Origin of the sequence: Joostella sp. CR20 (genome assembly GCF_038433465.1) — a bacterium.
Taxonomy (GTDB): domain Bacteria; phylum Bacteroidota; class Bacteroidia; order Flavobacteriales; family Flavobacteriaceae; genus Galbibacter.
In genome coordinates, this window is sequence record NZ_JAESVF010000002.1 from 152177 (window position 1) to 169282 (window position 17106).

Genomic DNA, 17106 nt, shown 5'->3' on the forward strand with positions numbered 1-17106 from the left:
ATAACGCTAGAGGTTCAATAACTAATCAACTGTAAAAAGCTAACTTATGACTTTAACAGTTGCCGAAATAGAGGAATTAGATAGATTACTGGAAGAACAGCGTATATTTCGACTTAAAAAAGGTCTTACAGACTTCACAGATAAGACAAATCCGAATTATAAAGAACTTTATAACGCAATTAATTCTCAAAAATGGGGATTTGACGAGAACGGAAAGCCAAAACTTTTAGATGGTTATGTAGGCGCTGTATTAGAGGGAAGTTCAAGAAGCGGTAAAACTTGGTCTGGTGTAGATGTAATAATTTGGCTTTGTACAGAAGTAGAAACTAACTGTACAATTAACATTGTTAGAGAAACATACGCAGAATTTAAAACTACGCTTTATCTTGATTTTAAACAACGTTTAGATGACTTTAACATCCCTAATCCATTCCATACAGCGCAAGAGGTAAAAAGCTTTAAAATAGGTAAAAATCAAATTAATTTTCTTGGTTCTGATAAGATAGGAAAGAAACACGGTGCGGGTTCTGATTATATTTTCTTTAACGAAGCAATGCACATACCTAAAGACGTTTTTAATCAGCTTAAAATGCGTTGTAATAAGTTCTGGTGGTGTGATTATAACCCTAGTGTAACGGATCATTATATTTTTGATTCTGTTATTCCTCGTCCAGATGTTACATTCTTACGTACTACATTCAACGATAACCCTTTTATATCGGCAAATCAAAGAAACGAAATTCTATCGTATGAACCTTGGTTGCCAAATAGCTACGAGGTTATAGGTAGTGAAATTTTTTATAACGGAGAACCTATATCGGACACAAACCAACCGCCACCACACCCGACAAATGTAGATCATGGAACTGCTGACGAATTTATGTGGAAAGTGTACGGCTTAGGATTACGTGGAGCAATGAAAGGACTTGTATTTAATAACGTTAGATATATAGATGAGTTCCCAGATTTAGGGTATACTTACGGAATGGATTTTGGCTTTACAACCGACCCCACAACATTAGTTAAATACGCTGAGGACGAGACAGATATTTATTTAGAATTGCTTCTTTACAGTCCGACAGAAACCCCTGAGGAAATTGATAGTTTTTTGAACGAAATAGGTATTGAAAAGCACTTACCTATAACAGCCGATAGTTCGGATAGATACACGAGCGAAAACAACGGAGCGGTTGAAATGGTAAGGTCATTAAGTGATTTAGGCTGGAGTATTAATAAAGTTCGCAAAAAGAAGTCTGTAATGTTTTGGCTTACGTCAATGAAGAAGAAACGAATTAACATCGTTAAATCAAGACTTTATAAAGAAGCCAAAAAAGAGCAGGAAAACTACAAGATGAAAGAAATTAACGGTATTTCAATCAATCAACCAGAAGACAATTACAATCATTTCTTTGATGGGGCAAGATATGCGCACATGAGTTGGAACGAGCAAGAATACACTATACACTTTTAATTGAAAATAATTTTTCTTATTTAGAATCATTCTAAATAATTTTATTATATTTGCCTATAACTATCACATTTTAAATGGTTTTAAGTCTTACAGATAAAGAAGAAATATTAAAAAATCCTCGTAATTCTGATATTTCAGAGTTTAAAGCGAGTCATAAAGTCCTTGATATTTATTGTCATGGTGGCGATGTTGCTTCTGAATTGGAGCAAGTAAAGAATTATGAAAACGACTCGCAAAAGGATTTAAGACGTAAAATTGCGAGGTCTACAAAAGACTTAGTAAGTGATTTAATAAAGCCGAGTGAAAAAGTGTTCAGTGCTTCTGGTTCTAATTTAGAAATCGAGTTAAAAGCTAAAGCTAACGAGGACAAATTCAAACAGCATTTAAGTAAACTGCCAGATGGTGGAAGTATTCGCCAATGGATGCAAAACTATTGGTTAGACGCTTACATTTGCGACCCGAACGCTGTACTACTTGTAGAGTCAGACGATAACGGCATAGCTTACCCGACTTACAAGAGTATTAATGTTATTTACGACTACCTTGTTACATGGGGTAAAATCGAATATTTAGTTTTAAGATACAAAGAAGTAAAAGACGATAAAGGAAAGATAACTAAAATTGTTTATCGAATTTACGACGATAACACCGACGGACTTTACTATTTAGATTCAAACCAAAAGATTAAAGAATATACAGAGGAAGAAAACGAGGTTATTAATCACAACTTAGGATTCGTTCCTGCTGTGATTGCTTCGGATATTGTAGATAAAAAAACAAGTGGGAAACTTTCGTTTATCAATAAAATAGACGAGATTTTAAAAGAATACATGCGAGATTCTTCTGTACATTCTATTTACAAGTTTTTACACGGTTTTCCGAGATATTGGCAGTATTCTACTAATTGTACTACTTGCTTCGGTAAAGGTCAGATAAAAGACCCGCAGGATAATACCAAAATGGTAACGTGTCCGACTTGTAGCGGTACTGGATTAAAGAAAACGCACGATGTTTCCGACGGTATTAACTTACCAATTCCAAAAAACAGCGATCAACCGAAGTTAGCGCCAGATTTAGCAGGATTTGTTCAGCCAGACTTAAAGACTTGGGAAAAGCAAGTTGAAGAAATGCAAAGCATGAAAAGAGATATGCACTTTGCTATTTGGGGAACACACATAAGCGATGAGAAAAGCAATACAGCGACAGGAAGATTTATCGACGCACAACCAGTTAACGATACATTAAATACGATTACAAGCACTGGGGAGCGCATAGAAGAAGCGTTAATTACATACATGGCTGAAATCATGTACCCAGAGGGGGTAACAAGTATTTCGAGTAAATGGGGTAGACGCTACATGGTTGAGACTCCAGACGTTTTATGGGAGAAGTATATCACAGCAAAAGAGAAGCAAGCGCCAATAACAACGCTTGATTATTTATATAAACAATTTTTATCAGCAGAGTATCACAATGATAACAAAATGCTAGATCAAAAATTAAAAGAATTTTACTTAGAGCCTTTTCCTCATTATTCCTTATCAGATTTAAAGGACATGGCTACTAAGGAGCAGATACAGAAGAAACTTTTATTTTCCGACTGGAACAGCGAGACAGAAATTGACTACTCGCAATCTTATGACGTTTTAAAAGCTTCTTTTGATAAATATTTTAATGATAATTTAAAACTAACAGAAAATGAAGAAGCTTAAAGCTACAAAAGTAACCTTTCAAAAAGGCAAAGAAATTAAATCCGAATTAATCGGAGAGAAAAAAGTAATGGACTCGATTGCTGATAATTTAGTAACAGATAGTAAGCACGCTATCGAAGAAGCTGAAAAATCCAAAGACGGCAAGATAATTACTTTTACTGCTTACGAAGAAGTAGAGGAAGTAAAAGAGTCAGAAACAGAGCTAAACACTTTAAGAGTGAAATACGAAGAACTATTCGGAGAAAAGCCACACCACGCAACAAAAGCCGAAACTTTAATTAAAAAAATCGAAGAAGCTGAAAAAGCTTAATCAATCATCATCAATCACAAGGCAAGATAATGCCTAAAGAAAACGAACATTATGTTAGATACAACATCACAAGAAAAATTATCCAAGTTATTAGGGATAGACCAAAAGAATTTATTAGAAATTCTAAAAAGCGACGAAGAAAAATCGTTGCTAATTCCAGAGGGGGAGTTATTTACAGAGGATCAGTTAACCAAAAGAGACGGTTCTAAGTATAACGAGGGAAAAGAGGCAGGTGTTGAAATGCTTGTTAAAGAACTAAAAAAAGAACACAGTTATGATTTTGAGGGAAAAGATGTAAAAGCATTTTTAAACCATCATAACGAGCAATTAAAAACTAAGTATTCAAAAGGAAATAACGAAAAGGTTATTGAACTTGAAGCAGACTTAAAAAAGCAAAAAGAAGCTTTCGAAAAAGAATTAGGAGCATTAAAAACTGAAAAAGAAAATCTTACCACAACGTTAAGAACGCAGAAAGTAAGAAATCAGCTTTTAGGAATTATGCCAAAAGAAACAACTATTAAAAGCGATGCGATCATAACGCTTTTTAATAGTGAGCACCAAATTATTGAAGAAGACGGAAAGGTATTTGTAACAAAGAACGGTCAGAAGTTGAAAGACGATAAAACGCAAGAGCCGTTAACTATTGACAGTGTATTTACTGAGTACGTAGCAAAAGAGGGTTTTGCAAAAGGAGTTTCTGGACGAGGTGGAGGAAATGAGCCTGGAGGTTCAAATCCATACGCAGGGATAAAAACACCGCAAGACTTTCAAGAGAAATGGAAAAAAGAAAATCCAAACGCTTCTGTAACTTCATCAAAGTATGACGAGGATTACCAAGCGTTTAGACAGTCTCAAAAAGAGGCATAAAAGCATAGCAAGCTTTAAAAAGGCTAAAGACTTCACACGCCGAGAAAATGGCACAGATTAAAAGGCAAGATACCGCTATTATTATTTAACTTAAAAATTATAAAAATGGCAAATTATGCAGCTTCAGTATTAGCAGAAGCAAAATTAATTCTTAAAGACCGTTTTGCCGAAGCTGAAAAAAGATTAAAAGCAACAGGCGTGTTTGGAGCGTTCAGAGAGAATACAGACTTAGCGATTCCAAATATTGGGGAATTAAGAACACAAGTAAATAGACCTGAAAAGGCTTATTTCCAAAACAGAACAAAAAGAACAAACGGAGGTGCGAGAGCATACAACCATATTGGTTCAGTTGGAGATTCAAGCGAGGTAGCGGTAAGCTACACTACTTTTTCAGATAAGTGTCAAACTTCATTAAAAAGAGGAGACAACAACCTATTTAACGACGCTCAAATTCTTGCAAACGAACTCGAAAATATGATTAAAAATATTTACGAGGCAGCAGACGAAGCGGCACTTACTTATTTAGGAACGAACAAAACAGAGGTTAACGTTGCTACTAAGAACGGTGTTTGGGATGCTACTGCAAATGTTTTCGAAATTGGCACGGATGATATTGCAAGATTTATTCAAGCGGGTAAATCAATGCTTCGCCAAAACTACTACAAGGGAACGGCGGATTTAATCCTTGATCCAGTTTTATTTATGGAAGCGGAGCACTATTTATTCCAAGGAGCAGGAAATAGCGTAAACACAGCTTATCAAAAAGCAGGTGTTGAGTTATGGGAAGCTTTAACGCTTACCGACGCTACTTACACTGAGGGAGTAGGTTATTTCATTCCAAAAGGAACAATTGGAGTAATTGATTGGATTCCTCGCCAAAATAGAGAGGGTTACGGAGATTACGAGTCTGTTCTTGGTGGTTACGGTTCAATGGTAGACCCATTAAGCGGGTTAACATTTGCTATTCATGGGTATTCTCAAAGAGCAGACACACAAGCGACTGGGGGAGATACTCAAGATGTTGTAACAGAATGGGAATTGTCGGTTGATTTATCTTTCAATAAAGCACCTTTAAGTGTAGAGAATGAGTCTACAATCTTTGAGGTTGGTATTATCGACGCACCTGCAAATCCTTAACAAATGACATTGGTAGAACTAAGAGATATGTTAATTAATAGAATCGGTTGGAAACAGCCGACCGATTCTGTTTATACCGTGGACGCTTCAAATCAAGTTTCCGAGAGTGGTTTATATTTTCAAGATGAACACGCATGTGTAAGTTTAGATAATATTTATTACGCAATGGAAATTGAGAACGCAAACGAAGCGCAATTTAACGAGAAGTTGTCGGATTTAAAGCGACAGGCTATCATCTTAGTTTTAACCGATGTTTTTAGATTTTCAAACGTAAGAGATAACATTTTAACCGATAGGGAGAATTTATTTGACGCTTTAATTTCTAAGCGTATGGCTATCATTATAGGCGAGTTAGTAATAACGTCTAAACAGTCAAACAGAACGCAAAGAATTACAAAGGAATATCAGCAAAAATTGTTTTTTGAATTAAACGGAAATGCTGACAGTACAAGCGCAAGAGCAAACGAAAACTTCCCGACGTTTATTGGTTTAAAATCTAGATACGGTTTTGAAATTGAAAAGGTTAAGGACGAGTTAGATACTGGTAAGGCTTTAGACTCATTTACACACCGTTTGCCTAATTATTTAAGCGACGATCAAAACGCTATTATATACCCATGAATCACACGTTATCTAAAACATACAACATAGATACAGAAATTCAGAAGATTCAAACTGTTTTATACGATGAATTATTAAAAGTATGGCAGGGAGAGTTAGACGGTTACGGACGTGTTTATAAGAATGAAAGAGATGGAAAAGTGATACCAGAGGTTTGGCGTAAAGACAAGAATAATTATTTAGAAACGCTGTATAATAACAAGTCTTGTTTCTTCTTTATCGACGGAGACGAACACACTTCGGAAGATGGTATAGTTTACAGCACAAGCCTTAAAATAGCTTTTATGGTAAACTTAAACAAAGTATTACCTAATGAAGAAGAAAGAGCAGACGCAAGTGTTAAGCGTGATGTTATTGAGGTTTTAAGAACAAATGTTTTTAATGGTTTTCAATTAACAGAGGGGGCGACCTATCAAAAAGGTATTGAGCAAGTTTTTAGAGGTTTAGACACGTCTAATTTAAACTTTAACGATATGCAACCCTTACACGTTTTTGCGATTACTGGAACTTTAAATTATTACGTTAATAATAAATGTTAATACCATGGCAGAAGAAGTAAAAGAAGGAGTTAAGGAAGTAAAAAAAGCAAAGCCAAAGACTTCTAAACACATTCTAAAAAAGAATGTAGGAACGACAAAAGACGGTAAGCCTAAAAAGAAAAAAGGCGATACAGTCTATTTAAGTAAAGACCAAGAGAAAAATTATAAAAACGCAAAATTGATATAAAATGTCAACATTAGCAGAATTAAAAAACAAATTAGAGTGTGGCGCAGATTCTGTACTTGGAACTGGGTACACTAAGTTTTGCATTAAGCAGATTAAAAAAGCTGTTACGCTTATGCTTATGCCTATCGACTACGAATTTGCTTCTGACGAAGAATTCACAGAGTCATTTATCAGAACAGAACAACAAAAAGGTAACGTTATTGTTTTAAAAGGCGTTACTCAAGTTGAAGATCAAAGTGCAGACGATACTCTTGAAACCGACGAAGACGGAACAGAACAAGTTACCAATTTAGGTAAGTACAAGTTTAGATTCCACTTTAAAAATGGTTTAGATTTTCATTCAGCTTTAGAATCGTTAAGCGGTTTCCGTAGATGGAGCGTAGCGATGGTAGATGCTGAAAATCAAATCTTAGGTACTATTGGAGTGGTTGACAATGATGCTTTTAAAGGGTTTACAACAACTCAAGTTCAATACGGAAGATTACAGATGCCTACAAGCGCACAAGCGCAAAAAGAGTTTCTTACTATTCAGTTAGCAGAAAGAAAAGAATTAGACGCAAATCACAATCTAATTCAACCAGAGTTTAACGCTTTGAATTTAGACGGTATTTACCAAACTAAATTATCTTTTGTTAACGCTCCTCAAGATGGAGATACAAGCTTAGTAGTAAGAGCGACTTACTTAGACGGTACGCATGGAGTTTCTGGAATGGACGAAACTAATTTTGTTGTTACGTCGGGTGGTTCAGATGTTTCAGTTTCAGCAGTAACGGAAAGTTCAACGACTCCAGGAGAGTACACGTTAACAATTCCTGCTTTAACAGCTAATCAAATTACTACCGTAAGAGAGTACGACGCAACATTAAATAAAGCTGTTATTAATTTAGATAACACTTTATTTCAAAGTAACATACTTTCCGCAACAGTGGTTTAAATAGATAGATAATTAAGGGGTTAACCCTATTTAACCCCTTTTTTTAAATGGAAACAGCTATTTTAGAATATCAGTCGGAAGTTGAAAAGGTAAAAAAAGAATTACCACAATTAGCACGTGATATTTTGATTAGAAACGTTAACAAAGTTCTTAAAATAATAAAAGAAGATCAGTTATCAGAGGGAAAGGATAGTAGCGGTAAAGTTGTAGGGAGGTATTCAAGAGCAACAGAGCAATTTGCAAGCGACCCATATAACACACCAAGACAGCCAAAAGAAGCAGGACAACCTTATAACTTTGAATGGACTGGCGGACTATTTGACAATATGCACTTGTTTTTTGAAGACATGAAGTCTTATAGTATTTTTTCAGCCGATGAAAAGGCGCTTTTTTTACAAAAAGTTTACGGTGATATTTTCACTATGACAGAAGCCAACAACGACAGGGTAAATAACGAAATAATATTACCCGAACTTATTGAGTATATGGTAAAGAGGTTAATTTGACCGCCTTAAAATCGTGAATCCTTACGGGGAATATACAAAGCGATTATACTTCACACTTTGAAGTTTTTATTAAGACCTCTATAAACAATTAAAAGGTAATCAGATGTTTTTTAAAAAGAAAAAGCACAAAAAAATTTTGTGCGGTAACATAGAGGATAATTATAACCTTACGCTACATAAAAGCGTTGATACTATAATTGCAAAAAACTTTTTTCAAGCGCAGGAAACGGGCGTTTTTGATTCGTTGGTTGTTGGGTATAATGAAGCGAAAGAAGTAAGCTATTTGCCTATTGACACGCCTTTTATTTGGAATGAATTGTTTAATGATTGGTGCAAAGCGACAGAAAACAATGAGTCAATCATTTTGTATCAGCTTATTATAGAAATCAACTACTTAGAGAGCAGAAAAGAAATAGCCTATAAAATATTGGAATTAATAGGGCAAGGCGTTAACAAAGATATGTTTAAGGAATTATGTAAAAGACTATCGGCTTTAGGCTTTACAATTAACCAAAATAAACCACTACAAAAAGAAATAAACAGACTATCAAGACAACTTAATTCAGCGCAAAACAGAATCGACTTAAAGAAAAACGAAGCTGAGAAACTAATCAAAAAAGACAACGGAGAAAAAACATCGGTTCTTGAGATGAAAGTAAAAATTGAGAGAATGACAGGTAAAAACCACATTGATTTAAGTAAGATAACGCTAAGAGAGTGGCTCTATATTATCAATGATGCGGTGTCGGTTAGTGAAATGAAAAATAAAAACGTAGCGTAAAATGGCTAAGAATTTAATATCAGCAATACAAGAGGGAAATAAACTTTTAGACCAATACGACTCTAAATTACAGAACATATATAAGAATGTTCTGAATATTACCGATGCTTTTATAAAAGCTAACAAAAATACAATAGGAGCAAACTCTCCATCAAGTGTAAATAATAAGGTTAATCAAAATACGCAATACACAAAGCAATTAAATGCGGAGTTAAGAGAGAGAGAGCGACTTTTAAAAGCCTTAGAAACGCAATTAGCTAAAAATAAACTTGCAAATTCTCAATTAAATAAAGAACTACAAAGAGAGCGTTTTGAAACGCAACAGCGAAATAAATTAGCTAGAGAGTACGCTATAATCAGCTCTAAACTCTCAACAGAGTATCAAAAACAGAGCGTTAGGCTAGAGCAATTAAGACGAAAGTATAAAGATGTAGCGTTAACCGAGGGGCAAGCGTCAAAAGAAGCTAAAAGACTTCAAAGAGAAATACAAGTTTTAGACCGTAGGCTTAAAAGTGTAGATGCAGCCGCAGGGCAATATCAAAGAAGTGTAGGTAATTACGGTAAAGCATGGAAAGCAACAGGAAATTTAGTTAGACAAGCAGTTGCTGCATTTGGAGTTTATTCTGGTATCGAGATAGCTAGGCAAATTTACCAAGATATTAAAGCTGTTAACGCTATGAATATGGCGTTGAAGCAGGTAACAGAAACAACAGAAGCCTACAACAGAACGAAAGCTTATTTAAGAGATGTTTCAGAAGAAGCAGGTGTTGAACTTAGAAGCTTAACACAATCTTATACTAAATTCTTAGCATCCGCCAAAACAACAAACCTTACTATTGAAGAAACTGAAGATATATTTAGACAAGTAGCAAAAGCAGGAAGTGTTTTAGGGTTATCAGCAGATGATGTGCAAGGAGCCTTTAGAGCCTTAGAACAAATGCTATCGAAAGGAAATGTACAGGCAGAGGAGATAAGAGGGCAGTTAGGGGAGAGATTACCAGGAGCGTTTCAAATACTCGCAAAGTCTATGGGTTTAACGACGCAAGAGTTAAATAAAGAATTAGAGTTAGGGAATGTTCTAGCAGATGAAGTGCTTCCGAAGTTTGCTAGAGAACTTGAGAAAACATACAGCTTAGATACTATTGACAGAGTAAAATCTTTAGTAGCGGAGCAGAATAGACTTTCAAACTCATGGACTGGTTTTGTAGAAACTTTATCTAGTAACGATGGAGTGATTACAAACATATTAACAGGAACTTTAGGTTTAGTTACGGGTATTGTTGAGGGTATGCGACAATTAAATTTAGGAGCAGAGGGAAGAAATTTAGAAGTGTCTCAAAAGGTGTTTAATGATGTTCTTAAACAACAATTAGAATACTACGAAAGTCTAGGAGAGTCAGCAAAGGAATACGCTATGATTGATGCGCAAAGTTCAGCGCAAAGAAGAAATGAATATGAAACGCAATTAGAGTTATTAAAACAAACTAATAAAGAGCTAAAAGAAGAAAATAAAAATTTAGGGTTTAATCCTATAAAATATCATGCAAATAAAATAGCAATATCCGCCAACAATGAAGAAATACAGAAGCTTAATGTGTCTATTGCAAGAGAAAACGCAACACTTCAAGCGGCGTCTCAAACACTTGTAGGTAACACAGATGCTTTAAAAAGCAACACTAAAAGCACCATATCAAACAATCAAACCAAAAAAGAATCTAAGGAAGTAATTGAGGGTTCTTTAAACGCTTTAGAGAAAACTAAAAAAGAGTTAGAGGACGAGCAAAGAAGTTTAGCAACCAATACCGATGAATGGAATAAATATCAAGAACAAATAGATGAAGTAGAAAAGTCTATTGATAAATTAACCAAAGGGCAAAAAGCCTTAAACGATGTTTTTTCTGGAGAGGGAACAAAATCGGGAACGCAAGACGATTTATTTGGTAATAACGCAACAGCAGGATTTAATCAATATCTAAGAGATAAAGATGTTGAAAACTTTAAAGATACTGAAAAACAAAAATTAGAAATACAACAGCGTTATGCAGACCAAAGAGAACAAATCGAACAAAGGTTTTACGACTCAATCAAAGATTTAGCTTACGAGGGAATTAACTCTATTTTCGAATCAAGAGTAACGAGCATTGACAAACAAATCGATAAAAACGACGAGTATTACACAAATCTTTTAGCAAACGAAAATCTAACCGAAGAACAAAGAAGCGCACTCGAAGCCGAGAGAGATAAAAAGGAGTTACAGCTTGAGAAAGAGCGTGAAAAAAGAGAGAAACAAGCGTTTTTAGTTAGACAAGGTTTAGCGATTGCAGATATAGCTATAACAGCAGCGCAGGCAAGCATAGCAGCGTTAGCACCACCACCAATCGGACTCGGTCCAATTTTAGGAGGAACATTAATTCCATTTATCGTAGGAACGGCAGCTTTACAAACAGGAGTAGTTTTAGCGCAAACAATACCACAGCTTTGGACTGGTGGAGAAGTAGGCGAAAACGGAGAGATTATCGTAAATGACGACCCTTTAGGTGTAAAGGGAGCGAATTACAAAGAAGTAATCGAAGAACCAAACGGTAAATTAAGTTTTCCACAAGGTAAAAACGTAAAAATGAAAGTACCAAAAGGAACGAAAGTACACCGAAATTACGATGATTTTCTTGCAAGTGCTACGGGAATGAATTTACAAAGAGCCGTTTTTGCAATGAATATGAATGCGCAAGGTCAAGCAATCACAGAAAGCAACGCAGACCAAGCAATTCTATCCGAATTACGAGCAAACAGAAACTCAAACAGTAAAGTTTGGAAAGAAGTTAAAAAATTAGCCAACAGACCGATAAACAACAACGTAAAAGTAGAATTAAAAAACAGTCGTTCGTATTATGGCTAATATCGAAAGAAATAACACCGTAGCGTATTACTTAGATTCTAACGAGTTAGGTTATCAGCTATTAAAGCAAGAGCCGAAAGGGTGGGATAACGATACGAAGTCTTGGGAACGAGATACAGACAGTAAATCAATACCATCAAAGACGAATATATCTTTAGAGTTCTTCGGCGATGGCGCAGCTTATTTAAACACCTTGTCAAATACGTGGGGAGATGTAAGATGTAGGTTGCTGAAGTTTGAACGTGATCCGTTAGATTTAGCCGAGCAAATGAAACTTTCGTTTATTCAAGAGTTGAATTTAAAAACCCGAAAAGCGAATTATAAAACGGGCGGGGTTACGATTGAAGCGACAGAGGGCGGACTTTTCCAAGATATTGACAGTAGAAAAGACCAAGAATACGACCTAAAAGATAGGTTTTCTGCAGATGGCGAGAATATAGGTAGTTTGTTAACTTATAAGTTTACTCCACTACCAAGACAAATCGATAGGCGTAGTTTGTTAGAAGCCGATGCAAGCGACAATCAGTTCATTCTTTATTCTGGAGAATGGAGAGACACCAGAGCCGATGCTTATGCAGGTATTCCAATGGTTATAAATTACAACTCACACCAAGAAGATGTAAAAGCAGTAACACGAGCGATACCGACAGGCGATAATGGGCATAGCCAAAATGTTACAGTAGGAACGCCACAAAGAACAGGCGACCAATTCTTTTTAAGAGCCGACAGAACGATAACGATTAATCTTGATTTGTCTTTAAAGTTTAAAATTACAGACATAAACCAAGATGATGCCGACGATAAACTGTTTAAGATAATTTTCATAACGAGCACCTACGATGAAGCAAGCGGAGAAATACAGTTAAAAACGATTGAAAATATACGTATTTTCAACTCCCCAACGGCAATTTTAGGCAAAACACAAACAGTAAATTGGAGCAAACAAAATTTAGTCGTAAACGAGGGCGAAAGTTTATCTATTTGTTATTACTCGTATGGAAATTATGATGGTGGCGCAACAGGCGGAAGCGACAATAAAGCTAATTACTACATAACAGCCGAGCAAGCAGATTTAAAAATACAAGACCAAACACCGTTCGAGGTAACAACAGGAAAATGTATAAAATTGTTCGATGTTTTCAATCGTTTAGCTGCTAAGATTACAGGAAAACAAAATTTAGTGCGTTCTTCTCTTTTCGGGGTTGGTGGCGAACTTGAAAATGTAGTTGTTGACAATGGTTTTTGGGCAAGGAATTTCCCAGATGTTTACGAGGATGAAAACGGAGAAGAAAAAACAACACAGCTTGTAACGTCTTGGGAAGATTGTTTTAAAGCGGCTCAATATTGGCGACCGCTTACTTGGTTCACAAAGTTAGAGGGAAACAAAGAGGTTATTTACGTTGAAGATGCCAAATACACGCAAAACAATTTCGTAGGCATCGACTTAGGGAATGTAGATAACGTTTCGGATGAAGTTAGCGGAGATAACTTTTTCAAGTCTTTAGAATTTGGAATGGAGGGAGATATAGAATACGAAGAAGTTAACGGACTTGATGAATACAACGGAAAAAGCAAGTTTACAACGTACAGAGATAGAGCCGAGCAGATTTATACAGCTACGACACCATATCGAGTTGACGCAATGGGTTATGAGATAACAAGACGTAAACAATACAGCGACTACCCAACAGAGGACACCGATAGAGATGAAGATATTTGGATGCACGACGCAAAAGTAGAGGGTAACGGTTATACGCATAGAGATTGGCGAGATGACTTCTCACAAGCACCAAAAGGGATATTTAACCCAGATAGTGCATGGAATTTAAGATTGTCGCCTGCTAATAGAATGATGTACGGACATTCATACGCTTTTAATTGTGCTTTGTTTCATTTCCAAAACAAAAAGGTACGTTTTAATTCAAGCAACGCAAACAGCAATCTAATAACCTACACTAATGGAAAAGAACTCAAAGAGAACGGAGAGTATTCAGTAAAGGATTTTGAACTTCCTTTAGTTGTACCGAAGCTTTTGAATTTAGAATTTAGATTGACTAAAAAAATACTCAATCAAATAGAGGGGGTTACACGAATAGAATTTAACAATACATTCATTGAAGTGCCTAATGTTTTTGGACGTGTAAAATTCACTTACAAAGGCGAGGAATACTACGGACGACTTATAAAACTTGATACCGACGAACAAAGTAAAATGCAATTAATCGAAGTACACGTATAATTATGGGAGCATCACCGACAAGTTTAAGTTTTGACTATCAAAAGAACGGCACAACGCCAACAGGGAAAGACCTTGCGATTACGCCAACGGATAATTCCGATTATTTCGGAGATGGACCATGGATTGATAGTAAACCGTATTGGCTTACAGTTTCCAAAACATCACAAACAGAAAAACCAGCAGTTGCAAGATACAAGGTAACGCCGATAAAAGCGCAAATCGATAATTTAGGAGCAGGAACGCACGACGCTCAAATAGTTTTTTCGATGAAGCGTTTAAGCGGTAGACTAGATAGAGTTTACGTTTCTGTTACGATAGAAATTGAAGCAGCGCCACCACCACCAAACCCAGAAAAAGTAACATTTGAGTATGAGCCAAGTAGTACGGATGCGTGCGGTTCTATTAATGTAAGATATACGGTTGAGGGCGGAGTTGAACCTTACGATTTGTATAAAAATGGCGTTATAGCTTATACAGGATTTACTTCGCCTTTTGTTAACGCAATACCGAGAAACGGACAGCCTATACAAATAGAGATTAGAGATAGAAATAATAACCCTATCTCTATAAATGGAGATTTAAACCCTGCTACAAAATTCAATGTAATAGGCGTAAGAAAGTTAAACGCTAATGATGTTACAGTTAACGTTCGTAATTATGAAGCGGGTTCGACTGTAAATATTAGTATTACCTACTTAAATTCGAGTGTTTCGCCTTACGAGTATTCGTTAAACGGTACAGATTGGCAGGATGAAAGTACATTCTCAGATTTGCCACCAGATAATTATACGTTATACATTCGAGATGCTTTAGGGTGCGTTTATACAGAAACTTTTATTGTCGATGGTGTTACAACTGTTACCGAAACAATTTTTGATATTTCAGAAATTAATGCGATGCGTTACGCTAAGGTTGACAATGATAAAAAGAACTATTACAATACGCTCTCTTTTATGGAGAATAGAGAAATACACAATTTGTATTCTCAAAAATGGATAGATACGGACGTAATTCCAACGCAATTCAGAACAAACGCTAATTATATTAATATCTATGCTTTTGATTGCCAAGGAAACGAAACGCCTTTAATACCTACGCAGAAAACCGAAAATATCGGTCAAATAGGATATAGTACAGCTACTTTATTTCGTTCGCCAAATAACCGAGGTGCTTTATACTTTGGGTTGGTTAATATTTTAGATCCGAACACGAGCGCAGTTGTGGATACAATAGATTTTCAATCACAGTTACCAGATTGGATAAAAGTAGGTCAAGAAATCGAAGTATCTGGTTCTGGTTATGCCGAAGTGATTAATGTTTATTTTTCTTCAACGTATGAAGCGTATGTAGCTGAATTAGATTTTGGATATACAGCGGGTTCAAGCGAAAGACAAGTAAAAGCAACTTATAATTTACAGCCTTACGAGGTTTATGAGTTTCTTGCGGATATGGCAGTATTGCCGAGTAAATACCAAATAGTAATACAAGCAGGGACAGACGAAAACAATATTAAATTCACTTACATAAGTGAAGCGCAACAAAGGTTTATCGATTCTGAAAAGTATGTAAGGATTGACTACTACGACGAAGAAAACCGTGGTAAAATGAATTACCAAACAGGCATTAAGCACATGATACGTCTTGAAGCTTATAATGACTACCAAGGAGAGCAAACAACCGAGGGATATAATGGAGATGAGCAGTATTACAAGACAGACGATGAAGTGTACAACACCGATACAGTAGTGTTTCCGTTTTTATCTTCGGCAATGGCGCATAAATTAAGATTAATCTTAGCGCATAATGATTTGTTTTTAAACGGAGTAGGTTACAAATTATCCGAAACACCAGAAATCGAGGGAACACTTACAACTAATCACAAGCAATTAACAGCAACATTTAAACTTTCTGGAAACGAATTCATACCAAGCGAAAACGCAAATCTAATCGATACAGAAGGCGGAGGGCTTGCAGGAATTGAAGCTTACAACGACTTAGGGTTATTATTATGGACTAAAAACGCACAATAAAATGAGTACGATAACACAACAGCAAACGCAAACACTTCTAAGGCTTTTAGCTAATTCAAGAATGACATCAGAATTAGTGGAAGAAATGAGGGTTTTAAAAGATAAACTTTTAATTATCCAAAGCGGAACAGACGACGCAACAGGCGTAAAAGTAGAGCAGTTAAGAGGGTATTTAGGAAGCTACAACGCTAACACAAACACCGTAACGTTAAGCGATGGCTCGACTATGATTTTAACCACAGATAACGCAGGAGTAGCAGGAGAGTGGGTAAATGTTACCGCAGACGGTTCACAAAACTACGGAAGCGGAATTATAAATTTAGTTGCAGGAGATAGACTCAGACATGATGGCGTTAAGTGGTATAAAGACAGTTCACTTGACAACGCTTTAATTGTACCAGAAGATAAAGAAATGATTGTAAAACGTGGCGGAAACACTTTAGATAGCTTACAAGTAGGCGATAGAGTGTGGTTTAAAAAGGTAGACGATAACGGCACAGAAATAACGTTAGAGGGGCATAAGTACAACGGTGGCGATGCTACTTTATACGCAAGTTATTCAGCAGGTTCAGACGAACTTGTAGAAGATTGACGAAGTTTATCAAGTTGATTTTCCGTAACGTGTAAATGCTGTTCAACTTTATGTTCGTGAAAATGTATATGCGTAGGGTTACGGCTATTTTCATAGTCGTTTCCCGTACCGAAAACACTATCAAAAACAGACGTAAAAAGCACATAGCCTAAATACGGCACGCCAATAACAAACAACAAAACTAAAACAACTCCCAACATAACTACAAAGTTAATAATTAACCGATTAACATAAATAATTCACACTTATTTAGAATGATTCTAAATAATAATGTATATTTGTAT

The 17106-nt window shown here is 35.9% G+C and carries 16 protein-coding genes; 15 read left to right on the plus strand and 1 reads right to left on the minus strand.

All coding sequences use genetic code 11. From position 1 onward, the window contains the following. The first annotated feature begins 46 nt into the window (after positions 1–46). From JMA43_RS04895 to JMA43_RS04965, 15 genes are all read left to right on the plus strand, one after another. A complete protein-coding gene (locus JMA43_RS04895; RefSeq protein WP_342155261.1) occupies positions 47–1471 on the plus strand; it encodes a phage terminase large subunit in 1425 nt (474 codons plus the stop codon). 74 nt (positions 1472–1545) lie between these two features. After that, positions 1546–3183, plus strand: a complete 1638-nt coding sequence (locus tag JMA43_RS04900) for a hypothetical protein (protein WP_342155262.1) — start codon at positions 1546–1548, stop codon at positions 3181–3183. Further along, a complete protein-coding gene (locus tag JMA43_RS04905) occupies positions 3170–3493 on the plus strand; it encodes a hypothetical protein (RefSeq protein ID WP_342155263.1) in 324 nt (107 codons plus the stop codon). Before JMA43_RS04900 ends, JMA43_RS04905 begins: the two co-directional genes overlap by 14 nt. Before the next feature lie 51 nt (positions 3494–3544). Beyond that, a complete protein-coding gene (locus tag JMA43_RS04910) occupies positions 3545–4360 on the plus strand; it encodes a hypothetical protein (RefSeq protein WP_342155264.1) in 816 nt (271 codons plus the stop codon). A gap of 105 nt (positions 4361–4465) precedes the next feature. After that, positions 4466–5497, plus strand: coding sequence for a hypothetical protein (locus JMA43_RS04915; protein ID WP_342155265.1), 1032 nt, complete (start codon positions 4466–4468; stop codon positions 5495–5497). 3 nt (positions 5498–5500) lie between these two features. Beyond that, entirely contained in the window at positions 5501–6118 is a 618-nt protein-coding gene (locus tag JMA43_RS04920; RefSeq protein ID WP_342155266.1) for a hypothetical protein, read from the plus strand. Beyond that, positions 6115–6657 carry a hypothetical protein gene (locus tag JMA43_RS04925; RefSeq protein WP_342155267.1) on the plus strand — a complete coding sequence of 181 codons (543 nt, stop codon included), beginning with the start codon at positions 6115–6117 and terminating at the stop codon, positions 6655–6657. The genes JMA43_RS04920 and JMA43_RS04925 overlap by 4 nt, the downstream gene beginning before the upstream one ends. A 4-nt stretch (positions 6658–6661) precedes the next feature. Further along, entirely contained in the window at positions 6662–6844 is a 183-nt protein-coding gene (locus JMA43_RS04930) for a hypothetical protein (RefSeq protein WP_342155268.1), read from the plus strand. 1 nt (position 6845) lies between these two features. Further along, entirely contained in the window at positions 6846–7778 is a 933-nt protein-coding gene (locus JMA43_RS04935) for a hypothetical protein (protein WP_342155269.1), read from the plus strand. Positions 7779–7825: 47 nt separating this feature from the next. Next, entirely contained in the window at positions 7826–8284 is a 459-nt protein-coding gene (locus JMA43_RS04940; RefSeq protein ID WP_342155270.1) for a hypothetical protein, read from the plus strand. 103 nt (positions 8285–8387) lie between these two features. After that, positions 8388–9065, plus strand: coding sequence for a hypothetical protein (locus tag JMA43_RS04945; RefSeq protein WP_342155271.1), 678 nt, complete (start codon positions 8388–8390; stop codon positions 9063–9065). 1 nt (position 9066) lies between these two features. Next, positions 9067–11961 carry a tape measure protein gene (locus tag JMA43_RS04950; RefSeq protein WP_342155272.1) on the plus strand — a complete coding sequence of 965 codons (2895 nt, stop codon included), beginning with the start codon at positions 9067–9069 and terminating at the stop codon, positions 11959–11961. Further along, complete coding sequence (locus JMA43_RS04955; protein WP_342155273.1) at positions 11954–14200, plus strand: hypothetical protein; 2247 nt, start codon at positions 11954–11956, stop codon at positions 14198–14200. Before JMA43_RS04950 ends, JMA43_RS04955 begins: the two co-directional genes overlap by 8 nt. Positions 14201–14202: 2 nt before the next feature. Continuing rightward, entirely contained in the window at positions 14203–16230 is a 2028-nt protein-coding gene (locus JMA43_RS04960; protein ID WP_342155274.1) for a hypothetical protein, read from the plus strand. A 1-nt stretch (position 16231) separates the two neighbouring features. After that, positions 16232–16822 (plus strand): hypothetical protein, encoded by a 591-nt coding sequence (locus tag JMA43_RS04965; protein ID WP_342155275.1) that lies wholly within the window; start codon positions 16232–16234, stop codon positions 16820–16822. Here the strand turns inward: JMA43_RS04965 and JMA43_RS04970 are convergent. Then, positions 16786–17022 carry a hypothetical protein gene (locus JMA43_RS04970; RefSeq protein ID WP_342155276.1) on the minus strand — a complete coding sequence of 79 codons (237 nt, stop codon included), beginning with the start codon at positions 17020–17022 and terminating at the stop codon, positions 16786–16788. The two genes, JMA43_RS04965 and JMA43_RS04970, sit on opposite strands and share 37 nt — an antisense overlap. Between the last annotated feature and the right edge of the window lie 84 nt (positions 17023–17106).

Bases quoted from the DNA above. Each gene is read 5' to 3' on its own strand.
- JMA43_RS04895 (WP_342155261.1), top strand. From the start codon at position 47: ATGACTTTAACAGTTGCCGAAATAGAGGAATTAGATAGATTACTGGAA.
- JMA43_RS04900 (WP_342155262.1), top strand. From the start codon at position 1,546: ATGGTTTTAAGTCTTACAGATAAAGAAGAAATATTAAAAAATCCTCGT.
- JMA43_RS04905 (WP_342155263.1), top strand. From the start codon at position 3,170: ATGAAGAAGCTTAAAGCTACAAAAGTAACCTTTCAAAAAGGCAAAGAA.
- JMA43_RS04910 (WP_342155264.1), top strand. From the start codon at position 3,545: ATGTTAGATACAACATCACAAGAAAAATTATCCAAGTTATTAGGGATA.
- JMA43_RS04915 (WP_342155265.1), top strand. From the start codon at position 4,466: ATGGCAAATTATGCAGCTTCAGTATTAGCAGAAGCAAAATTAATTCTT.
- JMA43_RS04920 (WP_342155266.1), top strand. From the start codon at position 5,501: ATGACATTGGTAGAACTAAGAGATATGTTAATTAATAGAATCGGTTGG.
- JMA43_RS04925 (WP_342155267.1), top strand. From the start codon at position 6,115: ATGAATCACACGTTATCTAAAACATACAACATAGATACAGAAATTCAG.
- JMA43_RS04930 (WP_342155268.1), top strand. From the start codon at position 6,662: ATGGCAGAAGAAGTAAAAGAAGGAGTTAAGGAAGTAAAAAAAGCAAAG.
- JMA43_RS04935 (WP_342155269.1), top strand. From the start codon at position 6,846: ATGTCAACATTAGCAGAATTAAAAAACAAATTAGAGTGTGGCGCAGAT.
- JMA43_RS04940 (WP_342155270.1), top strand. From the start codon at position 7,826: ATGGAAACAGCTATTTTAGAATATCAGTCGGAAGTTGAAAAGGTAAAA.
- JMA43_RS04945 (WP_342155271.1), top strand. From the start codon at position 8,388: ATGTTTTTTAAAAAGAAAAAGCACAAAAAAATTTTGTGCGGTAACATA.
- JMA43_RS04950 (WP_342155272.1), top strand. From the start codon at position 9,067: ATGGCTAAGAATTTAATATCAGCAATACAAGAGGGAAATAAACTTTTA.
- JMA43_RS04955 (WP_342155273.1), top strand. From the start codon at position 11,954: ATGGCTAATATCGAAAGAAATAACACCGTAGCGTATTACTTAGATTCT.
- JMA43_RS04960 (WP_342155274.1), top strand. From the start codon at position 14,203: ATGGGAGCATCACCGACAAGTTTAAGTTTTGACTATCAAAAGAACGGC.
- JMA43_RS04965 (WP_342155275.1), top strand. From the start codon at position 16,232: ATGAGTACGATAACACAACAGCAAACGCAAACACTTCTAAGGCTTTTA.
- JMA43_RS04970 (WP_342155276.1), bottom strand. From the start codon at position 17,022: ATGTTGGGAGTTGTTTTAGTTTTGTTGTTTGTTATTGGCGTGCCGTAT.